This window comes from Alkalinema sp. FACHB-956 (assembly GCF_014697025.1).
Lineage (GTDB): Bacteria > Cyanobacteriota > Cyanobacteriia > Leptolyngbyales > Leptolyngbyaceae > Alkalinema.
Window position 1 is genome coordinate 437,893 of the sequence record NZ_JACJRC010000002.1, and the last position, 9,989, is coordinate 447,881.

General features: G+C 52.3%; 6 protein-coding genes. 4 read left to right on the forward strand and 2 right to left on the reverse strand.

All coding sequences use genetic code 11. From position 1 onward, the window contains the following. Positions 1–10 precede the first annotated feature (10 nt). Both H6G21_RS05195 and H6G21_RS05200 read left to right on the forward strand, forming a co-directional pair. A complete protein-coding gene (locus tag H6G21_RS05195; RefSeq protein ID WP_190571211.1) occupies positions 11–1,390 on the forward strand; it encodes a lipid-A-disaccharide synthase-related protein in 1,380 nt (459 codons plus the stop codon). 142 nt (positions 1,391–1,532) lie between these two features. Further along, positions 1,533–1,898, forward strand: a complete 366-nt coding sequence (locus H6G21_RS05200; RefSeq protein WP_190571213.1) for a DUF4864 domain-containing protein — start codon at positions 1,533–1,535, stop codon at positions 1,896–1,898. A 58-nt stretch (positions 1,899–1,956) separates the two neighbouring features. Here the strand turns inward: H6G21_RS05200 and H6G21_RS05205 are convergent, their stop codons facing one another. After that, entirely contained in the window at positions 1,957–6,996 is a 5,040-nt protein-coding gene (locus H6G21_RS05205; RefSeq protein ID WP_190571215.1) for a PAS domain S-box protein, read from the reverse strand. 219 nt (positions 6,997–7,215) lie between these two features. On the opposite strand from H6G21_RS05205, the gene glcD reads away from it, so the two are divergent. Further along, the gene (glcD, locus tag H6G21_RS05210) at positions 7,216–8,691 is read left to right on the forward strand and encodes a glycolate oxidase subunit GlcD (RefSeq protein ID WP_347277981.1); all 1,476 of its coding nucleotides are present in this window, start codon (positions 7,216–7,218) and stop codon (positions 8,689–8,691) included. Between the two features lie 45 nt (positions 8,692–8,736). On the opposite strand, the gene H6G21_RS05215 is transcribed toward glcD, so the two are convergent. Then, the gene (locus H6G21_RS05215) at positions 8,737–9,027 is read right to left on the reverse strand and encodes a TIGR02450 family Trp-rich protein (protein ID WP_190571218.1); all 291 of its coding nucleotides are present in this window, start codon (positions 9,025–9,027) and stop codon (positions 8,737–8,739) included. Between the two features lie 72 nt (positions 9,028–9,099). On the opposite strand from H6G21_RS05215, the gene H6G21_RS05220 reads away from it, so the two are divergent. Next, a complete protein-coding gene (locus H6G21_RS05220) occupies positions 9,100–9,864 on the forward strand; it encodes a pentapeptide repeat-containing protein (RefSeq protein ID WP_190571221.1) in 765 nt (254 codons plus the stop codon). The last annotated feature ends 125 nt before the right edge of the window (positions 9,865–9,989 follow it).

Below are 9,989 nucleotides of genomic sequence, written 5' to 3' on the forward strand. Positions count from 1 at the left end.
CCAATCACCCATGCGACTCCTTTGCCTCAGTAACGGTCATGGTGAGGATGGCATTGCCCTCCGCATCCTGCAAGCCCTGCAAAACCTGCCCCAGCCCTCCCCCCCAAACCCCACTGCCCAAACCCCCCCCACGATCGAAGTTTTGCCGATCGTCGGCGAAGGCCATGCCTATACCCAAGCAGGATTTCCATTAATTGGCAAAGTGCAGCAAATGCCCTCCGGTGGATTTATCTATATGGACGGGAAACAACTAGCGCGGGATATCCAAGGAGGATTGCTAAAGTTAACGCTAGAACAAATTCGATCGGTACAGCGTTGGGCCAAAGCGAATCGCGGAGAACCCGCCCTGGTACTGGCAGTGGGGGATATTGTTCCCATGCTCTTTGCTTGGATGAGTGGCTTACCCTTTGCCTTTATAGGAACGGCGAAATCGGAATATTATCTGCGGGATGAAACGGGTTGGTTACCGCGTAAATCCTGGTGGGACGATCGATTCGCGATCGCGACAGGTTCAGTCTACTATCCCTGGGAGCGCTGGCTGATGGCACGGCCTAACTGCGTCGCCGTCTTTCCCCGCGATCGCCTGACAGCGGAAACCCTACAACGCTTTGGCATCCGAGCCTATGACTTGGGTAATCCCATGATGGACTTGAGGGAGAAGCCCAATGCGCCGGAATCCCTGGTAGCCGACGATCGCGAAACCTTGAAAGATCGCGAAACCTTGAAAATTCTGCTCTTGCCGGGATCCCGTGCCCCCGAAGCCTACGCCAACTGGGAATTACTCCTCTCCGCTGCCAATGATGTCATGGCCAAACTGGGCCGATCGATCACCTTTTTAGCCGCGATCGCCCCCAGTTTAGAGCGTCAGATCCTGGGCCAAACCCTCCAGCAAGCCCGCTGGCAAGCGATCGAAGACGACACCTTGGGCGACACCTTTGACACCTTGGGCGACACCTTTACAGTCGGCTGGGGCGAAACCCAATCCACCCTGAAATTATCGGTCGGGAAATTTGCCGAGTACGCCCAGCGAGCCGATTGCGCGATCGCCCTCGCGGGGACGGCCACGGAACAATTTGTGGGGCTTGGGAAACCCGTCATCACCCTTCCCGGTGCGGGGCCGCAGTTCACCCCCGCCTTTGCCGAAGCCCAAACCCGATTGCTGGGAGGGTCTGTCCAGTGCGTTGCCCATCCCCAGCAGGTCGGTGATGCGCTGTACCGCTTGCTCAATAATCCCGATGGTCTCCGCACGATCGCTGAAAATGGTCGCCGTCGCATGGGGGAACCGGGGGCAGCCCAGCGCATTGCCCGCAAATTAGTTGAAGTATTGGGAGGTGGGTTAGCCCCTTGCACAACAATCAAACACAGGACGATCGAACGCACAAGCTCCTAGGTCAGACTAGAAAATTTGTACTCAGCCTATCCGCTGAACTCTCCCGACAATCTGCAATTCGCTCGCCCAAAATGTCGATTTTGAAAGGAATGACTCGCAGAACATTTTCCAACACTGGAACCTCGAACCATGAAGAGCACCTATGGACAGCATTAGCGAATTCGATCGCAAGGCCATTCGAGACGTGGTGGAATGGCAGCTATCCGCGTTCCAGCAAGATGATGCGGTGCGTGCATTTGCCTTGGCCAGTCCTGGGATTCAAGCCATGTTTCGCAATCCCACCAATTTTATGAACATGGTACGGCAGTCCTATGAGCCTGTCTATCGTCCCCGATCGGTGATTTTTGAAGAGGTCATGCTTGTCGAAGGTAACCTGACCCAACCCGTTCTACTCCTTAGCCCCCAGGGCATTCCAGTGCGAGCCCTGTATCTGATGGAACAGCTCTCCAATGGGCGGTGGGCGGTGAATGGCTGTTACCTAGTCGCGATCGAACGTCCATCCGTTTAATGCATTCATCGCGTTAATCTTTCGTTAATCTTGCGTTAATCTTGAGTCAACCTTGCGGTTAGGATGTCGCTACCAAGAGTTTCTCAATCGTACTCACGAGATGTTTTAACAGAACCGGTTTAGCCATATATTCATTCGCCCCAGCAGCTAAACACTTTTCCCGATCGCCCAACATCGCTAAGGCTGTCAGTGCAATAATTGGTAGGTTTGCAAAGTCGGGTATGGCTCGAATCGCGCGAATGGCAGCCAATCCATCCAATCCCGGCATTTGAATATCCATCAAGATGATATTTGGACGATGGGTCTGGGTGAGGTCGATAGCTTCTTGCCCATTACCCGCCAAAATTAAGCGATATCCCCGACTTTCAAGATAGGCTGTAAAGGTTTCAATATTGGCTAAGTTATCTTCTGCGAGAAGGATCAAAGGGTGGTCAGCAGCGGGCATAGTCACTTGAATAGGTTGGACAGTGGTGGAGGCCGAAGACAGATCATCTCGACTCCCAATCAACTCTGCATCAATCTCACAACCCTGACTAGGGGGAAATTCACTAGCCTGCAAAGATAGGTGATTCCGAGGAATATTACGGAATGCATCAGGAATCTGCACAGTAAAACAACTTCCCCGTCCGAGTTCACTCTGAACTGTAACATTACCCCCATGTAACTCAGCAATGCGCCACACGAGAGATAATCCTAGGCCCGTCCCACTATATTGCCGGTTCAGGCTACTATCAATTTGAACAAAGGGTTGGAACAGTTTATCAAAATCTTCTTCTGCAATTCCAATGCCTGTATCCGTGACTGAGAATTCTACCCAATGGCCCAAATCACTACCACGGTGCTCTGCACTGGGTTGATACCGTACGGCCAGGGTCACAGTCCCTCCATTAGGCGTGAACTTGATTGCATTATCCAAAAGATTAATCAGAACTTGGCGCAATCGCCGTTCATCGGCTAGAAGTCGCCCCAGGTTGGGTAATAGATCACTCTCTAGTTGAATATTTTTCTTCGTGGCCATTTGGCGAACAAAGGTCAAACTCATATCGCAGAGACTACGAATACTGACGGGGCGAACATCTAACTCCAACTTACCCGACTCAATTTTGGAGAGATCGAGAATATCGTTAATCAATTCCAGCAGGTGACTGCCACTCCGATCGATCGTCGCGATCGCCTTGAGTTGTCGTTCATTGAGGGGACCCAGAATTTCATCCTGCAAGCTCTGAGCCATTCCTAAGACTGCATTCAAAGGTGTCCGTAGCTCATGGCTCATATTGGCCAAAAACTCATCTTTCAGGCGAGTTGCCCGCTCCAATTCCAAATTTGTATAGGCGAGTTGCTCATTAATTTGGCGCAACTGAGCTTCTGATTGTTTCAAATCAGTAATATCTTCATAGGTTCCCAAAACGCCTACAATCTCCCCTGCACTATTGGTCAACGGGACCTTGCTGGTTTGTAACCAGTGCTGTTCCCCATTACTATTTTGCAGGAGTTCTTCGTAATTCAATTTCGGAACACCTTGGTTAATCACCTCGGTATCATCGGCTTGATATGCAGATGCAAAGTTCTCCCAAGGCATCTCAAAATCTGTTTTTCCTAAAATTTCCTTGGCATCTGGCAATCCCGCATCTTGGGCGAAGGCTCGATTGCATCCCAGGTAGCGCGATTGCCGATCTTTCCAAAAAACCCGTTGGGGAATGGTGTCCAAAATAGATTGCAACATGGCGCGGGATTCTTGCAAAGCCTGTTCCGCCTGTTTGCGTTCTGTGATATCCGTTAATGTTCCGACATATCCCACTACGGTTCCATCTGCATCCATTTCTGCGGCGACCTGACAATAGAACCAATTGATCGTTCCATCGGGACGCAAATGTCGCCCTTCCATGGTTCGAACGTAGGTATGGGCATAGATAAATTCATTGTCAAGCGCATTAGTATTGGTGGATACTTGACTAAATATCTCCCGATCGTCCGGATGTAAAGCATTGAGCCAGCCTTGACCTAAGGCAAATTCCTTGGGTCTGCCAGCCATTTCGCTCCAGTGATCGTTAACATAAACGCAGTTACCTGGGCGATCGAATTGGAAAATGGCTACGGGGGCAGCGGCAGCCAACGTGGCATAGCGCCGTTCGCTTTCCCGCAGCGCTTCTTCAATCCGTTTGAGGTGCGTCAGGTTGCGGGCACTGATGACGGCTCCGGAAATGGTCTGATCCGCTTCCCGATAGGGCGACAAACTGAAGTTGACAAATTGGGGCTCGGGAATCCCAGGCAATTCCAGCCACATACTATATTGGTGGGTGTGCCCCAGGAAGCATTCATCTAATTGAGCTTTAAGAATTTGATCGAAGGCGGCCTGCCCCATCACATCACTGACCCTCATCCCTACCATTTCCTGGCTAGATTTTCCGTGATCCTGTTCTGCAGACTGGTTGACGATTTGATAAATGTAGTTGCAATCGATCAACAGCATGCCATCGTCCGTAGCATTGACCATGCGCTCATAGCGTCTCAGAATCTGTTCCGCTTCTCTGCGATCGCTGATGTCAATCAACGTGCCCACATAGCCGATTAACTGGCCTTGGGCGTCCGTTTCAGGAACGACATTGGTATAACACCAAATGATTTGACCCTTGGAATGCACATGGCGGCTCTCAGTTTGGTAGCCTTCACCCAGTCCTTCCCCCTGCTGAAATTTTTTAGCCCAATCTTGGAAGATGCGATCGCGATCTTCAGGATAAAGCGTATCAAAGCAACCGATGCCTAGGGCCGACTCCAGCGATCGTCCCATCATCTTGCCCCATTGACTGTTGACATAAATGCACTGTCCCTGGGTATCTAATCGAAAAATAGCAACGGGCGCAGATTCTGTGAGCGTGGCATACCGATGCTCACTTTCCCGCAGGGCAATTTCAGCCTGTTTACGATCGGTGATGTCAATGGCTGTGGCAATCGCCATCTCCACTTGGTCCCCTTGCCAGATCGGGCCAGTTGTTACTTGATACCAGGTGGTGTTGCCCAAGCCATCAACGTAGCCCTCAACTTCATACTCAACGGTCGCACCTTGCTCAAAGACTTGCATGAGGGCTTGATCTTGCTGGGCGTGATACTTCGGAAGAACACAGTTGTGGTAGTGAGTACCCAGAAAATCCTGGGGTGACTGTCCAGTCACAGCCCGGTTGATATAGGTAACGTAACCTTGGCGATCGTAGGTCACAATGATTCCAGGTGCATTCTCCACCGTAGCCTGCAACCGTGCTTCCGAGGTTTTGAGCGCTTGTTCAACTCGTTTACGATCGGTAATTTCGTAGTTAATCCCAATCATGCGGATGGGTTGACCTTGGTCATTCCGTTGAACTAGGGAAGAAGCTTTGATATCATGAATCGTCTGATCTGGATGAACAATGCGAAATTCTAAGTCAAAGTCCTGCTCACCTCGTGCCGCTTGATACAGGGCCGTCTCAACTCGGGACAAGTCTTCGGGATGGATGCACTGAGCCCAGACTTGGCAGAGGTCTTCATCTTCCCTCGGTTGGACGGCGTACAGTTCATACATCCGTTCATCCCAGAAGCGACGATTCTCCGCAATATGCCATTCCCACGTCCCGATCGCGCCTGATTGCAGGGCCAGAGCGAGGCGATCGGAGAGGCGATTCAGTTCTGCTTCCGCCTGTTTGCGGTGGGTAATATCCACATGACAACCGACCATCCGCACGGGTTGCCCATCGTTGTTCCATTCGAGAATGCGTCCGGCACAAATGACCCAGACGATCGATCCATCCTTATGGCGGTACCGCACTTCGTTGTGATAGGGAATCTGTCCCTGGCTGTGGGCGTGCTGTTCAAACGAGTTCAACAAAATGGGTAGGTCCTCAGGGAGCACCAACGTTTGCCAGGTTTGTGGCACATTGGGCAATTCGTGATCTTCATAGCCAAACATCCGCTTAAACGTTGGACTGAGATAGGTGGTGTTACCCGCAATATCCCAGTCCCAGTAGCCTGCGATCGCAGATTCGAGAATGGACTCCAGGACATTCAGTTCTGTTCGCAGATGGGTGGCTTGTTGTCGATCGCGCTCAGCCTGTCGTAGATCGCTCATGTCCTGGGCGGCTCCCACGATCCGGTAGGGCCTTCCAGTTTCATCTCGGACAGGAAAGCCCCGGGCAACCATCCAGCGGACTTCTCCACTGGGACGTAAGATGCGAAACTCGGTATGACGAATTTCGCCACTCATCACCTGTTGGAGCTCCGCCCTCACCCGATCGTAGTCATCGGGATGAAGAGAGTCATACCAAACCGTGGGATCCTGATACAGCTCTTCACAGGAACGCTGCCAAATCCGCTCGTATCCGGGACTGACGTAGAGGGTCTGACTTCCATCGGCGGTTTGAATCAAAAAGGCTTCTTCGACGGTTTCGGCCAGTTGGCGGAAAATTTCCTCCCGTTCCCGCAGTCGTTTTTCCGTTTGTTTGTAAAGTGTAATTTCGCGGGTGATAGAAACGAGGCTAATCGGCTCTTGTTGCTCATTGCGGCAGAGTCTTTTGGTTGTTAGGAAGTAGCGTTGTTCCCCAGCGATCGTGACAGTATATTCGGTTTCTTGTGGTTCCCCCGTTTGCCAAATCTCCAATTCCTCGTCATGGATCCGTTTAGCTTCCTCCGGTTCCATGAAGTCTTGGGCCGATCGTCCAATCATTTGGCTGGGTTGTAGCTTTAGCCCCTGGGCGGCGGTCTGGTTGACAATCAGGTACTGCCCCTGGGCATCTTTGACATAAATCGCTTCGTTCGCCGCATCGATGATGTTATGCAGGACGGTTTGGCGTTTCCGTAGCTGCCCCAGCCCCTGCCACAACAGGCCATACAATCCAACAGCCGTCATTGCCACAAAGCCCCACTCCTTAATCAGTTGGAGCTGGGCAGGCGATAATCCTGCTCCTCCCCCAAGGGCCAAGAGGCGATCGGCCCAGGTCATCCACAGCCATCCCAAAAGGCTATAGAGTAGCGTGATGCCCCCAGCAAAATAGGGTGATTCGAGCGAGGACTGGCGTGATGATTGGGGAGGCAGCCCTTGCCAAACTCGCCATTTATCCTCGGAAAAAGCCACAATATTTCCCCCCATCAACAGAGTCTTTCCGGTTAGCTGAGAACCCGCTTCAATTCGACATCCATAAGGAAGAAATTACTATTTTAGGATGGCAATCGAAATCGATCTATACCCTGCATTCCTCTGATCACCAAAATTCCCGATCAGTCTTCAGGAATAACGGGAGTGATAGGATCAAGCAACATATCCTAATGGTAGTTCTAAAACACTATGCAGGCTTTGGCATCTCTTTCCAGTCCAGAACCCCGCGATTGGCAGCCGATTATCCAGCGCTTCAGGGACATTGTAGGCGATCGGGGCGTGGTGCAACGGCGGGAAGAACTGTTGGTCTACGAATGTGATGGGTTAACCAGTTATCGCCAGCGACCGGCGGTGGTGGTGCTCCCCCGAACAACCGCTGAAGTGGCCGCTGTGGTCAAGGTCTGCCACGAGTTTCAGGTACCTTTTGTGCCACGGGGATCGGGGACGGGGCTGTCCGGTGGGGCGTTGCCGATCGAACATTGTGTGCTGATCACCACGGCACTGATGCGGCAAATTATAGACATTGATCTGGATAATCAACGGGTCACGGTACAGCCGGGGGTGATTAACAATTGGGTGACCCAGGCGGTCAGTGGAGCCGGGTTCTACTACGCGCCCGATCCTTCTAGCCAAATTATTTGCTCGATCGGGGGCAACGTGGCGGAAAATTCCGGTGGGGTTCATTGCCTGAAATACGGCGTCACAACGAACCATGTCTTGGGCATGACGATCGTGACCCCGACGGGAGAGGTGGTGAAGATCGGGGGAGCGGTGCCGGAAATGCCCGGTTATGACCTGACCGGCCTGTTTGTTGGGTCGGAAGGGACGCTGGGTATTGCTACGGAAATCACCCTGCGCATTCTCAAGACTCCGGAATCAATCAAAGTGCTGCTGGCGGATTTCACCAGTGTGGAAGCGGCGGGGGCAACGGTCGCCGATATTATTGGTGCGGGGATTATTCCCGGTGGCATTGAAATGATGGATAACTTCAGCATCAACGCCGTGGAAGATGTGGTGAAAACCAACTGCTATCCCCGCGATGCAGAGGCGGTTTTGCTGGTGGAAGTGGATGGCTTGGAAGTAGAAGCGGCGGGCAATGCCCAACGGGTGGCGGATCTGTGCAAAAAGAATGGGGCGCGCAATGTCACCGTCGCCACAGAGCCGGACGATCGCCTGACCCTTTGGAAAGGGCGCAAGGCAGCCTTCGCGGCCATGGGCAAAATCAGTCCCGACTATTATGTTCAGGATGGCGTGATTCCCCGGACAAAGTTGGAATTTGTCCTCGGTGAAATTGCGCGGCTGGGGAAAGAGTATGGCTATCCCGTGGCTAATGTATTCCATGCTGGAGATGGCAACCTGCACCCGCTGATTTTGTATAACAATGCCATTCCTGGCGAGTTGGAAAAGGTGGAAGCTTTGGGCGGGGAAATCCTCAAGCTCTGTGTGAAAGTGGGGGGCAGCATTTCCGGCGAACACGGGATTGGCGCTGAGAAGCGCTGCTACATGCCCGATATGTTTTCCGAGGCGGATTTAGAAACGATGCAATGGGTACGACGGGCGATCGATCCCCAGGGCATTGCCAATCCGACGAAGATTTTCCCGACGCCTAAAACCTGCGGTGAAGCCGCCCGATCGATCGCTGCCCAGGAATTTCCGAATCTGGAACGGTTCTAAGCAGTCTCCTGACTAAGTTCTCGCTAAGTTCTCGCTAAGTTCTCGCTAAGTTCTCGCTGCCCCCGCCCGTTCCCGTCGTTCGAGTTCTAGGCGATCGTGCTCGCGGATTTCTTCCAGGGTTTTCCAACCGGGGAACCAGCGGCGACGATCCTTGAGCACTTTGGCATTCAGCCAAAACCGCACCGGGGGATTGCCACAGGAGGATTCCAACTCTGCAAAGACCCATTCCCCTTCGTTTTTGCGATTGACGACCTGAAAATGCCGCCAGCCAAAGGTTTCCTCCCGCGCTGTCCATTTGGAACCCACCAAATGCGGGAACTTTTGTTTGTTTGACATGATCTAGTCCTCCAAACACAAAGTAACATGGAGTGTCCTAACGGACATCCTGCTGGTTCTGGATGGCATCCTATGAAGTCCCTAAAATTAACCACGATCGCGGTACTGATGACGCTAACCGGGGCAACGGCTGCGGTTGCCGAAAATTTGGAGCATACCCGTCAACTGTTGGCAACGAAGCAATGTGCGGGCTGTGACTTGAGTGGGGCGGGATTGGTTCTCTCCCAACTGCAAGGGGCGAACCTATCGGGAGCCAATCTCATGGGAGCCAATCTGAGTCAATCTAATTTAACCGGGGCTGACCTGAGTAATGCTCAACTGGCAGGCAGCAGTCTGGCCGGGGCGAATCTGGCTGGGGCGAATTTAGTCGGGGCAGATCTGCGGGGTGTAGATCTGCGGGGAGCTTTTTTAGGCGGAGCGAATCTACAAAATGCGCGCCTAGAGGGAACTAGTTTGGAGTCGGCGATCGCGATTCCAGAGGGCATTGTCAATTATCAAGAGTTCTATCGCTGGGCCATGGCCGCAGGGGAAGCGAAACGGTTTGAGGTGGCGATTAATCACTTCAACCAAGCAATCTCCCAAAAGTCTGACTACGCTCCGGCGTGGCTGGGACGGGGTGCAGCGAAGGTAGAACTGGGACAAAATAAAGCGGCGATCGAAGATTTGGAAAAAGCGATCGCGTTATTTAACACCCAAGGGGATAAGGCCAGCGCAGAGTCTACGCAAAAAGTGGTACATGCCCTCAAGAATCCGCCAAAGGAAAAGAATTACTCTGGCATTGGCCAAAGTGTTCTCGGCTTGATGGGAATGCTGTTGCGATATTTTGTCGCGTTCTAACCCACATTCCGCAGGTTTTGGCATAGAGTTATTGTATTTTTGATGCATGAATGCATCTGAAATTAGAGTACAAGATATTGACCACAGCGGGATTGTGGCCGGTGTGATTGACGAGATGGGGTTGG